Below are 607 nucleotides of genomic sequence, written 5' to 3'. Positions count from 1 at the left end.
ACGCTATCCCGGTGACGATGCGCGCTTGAGGCGGCTGTCGCTGATCGACGAGACCGGCGAACGGAAGATCCGCATGGCGAACCTGGCCACCGTCGGCAGCCACGCCGTCAATGGCGTGGCCGCGCTGCATTCGGAACTCCTGAAGCAGACCGTCCTGCAGGACTTCGCCGCGTTGTGGCCGGAGCGCTTTCACAACGTGACCAATGGCGTCACGCCGCGGCGCTTCGTGGTGCTGAGCAATCCGGGGCTTTCGCGGCTGCTGGACGCAACGATGGGCGAAGGCTGGGTCAAGGACCTTGCACGGCTCAGGGGGCTGGAAGCTCACGCCGACGATCCGGCATTCCAGGAGAAATGGCGCAAGATCAAGCGATCGAACAAGGAGGCGCTGGCCCAGCGCATTCGTGGCCGCACCGGTGTCGTGGTCGATCCCGACGTCCTGTTCGACATCCAGGTCAAGCGCATACACGAATACAAGCGCCAGCACCTCAACGTGCTGTACATCAGCACGCTTTACCAGCGTCTGCGCCGCAACCCGCAGCAAGACATCGTGCCTCGTTGCTTCGTCTTCGGCGGCAAGGCCGCACCGGGCTACCACATGGCCAAGCTC

Annotated in this window: 1 protein-coding gene; it reads left to right on the top strand. The window is 64.1% G+C overall.

Translation table 11 applies throughout. The features are described 5' to 3' along the window. Window positions 1–607: glycogen/starch/alpha-glucan phosphorylase (locus ACXJ3V_RS20405; protein ID WP_457102180.1), on the top strand; the 607-nt coding region annotated here is incomplete at both ends.

Source organism: Microbacterium sp. P5_E9 (genome assembly GCF_054049175.1).
Note: the sequence above shows the minus strand (reverse complement) of the source record. Positions and strands in the feature narration are given on the sequence as shown.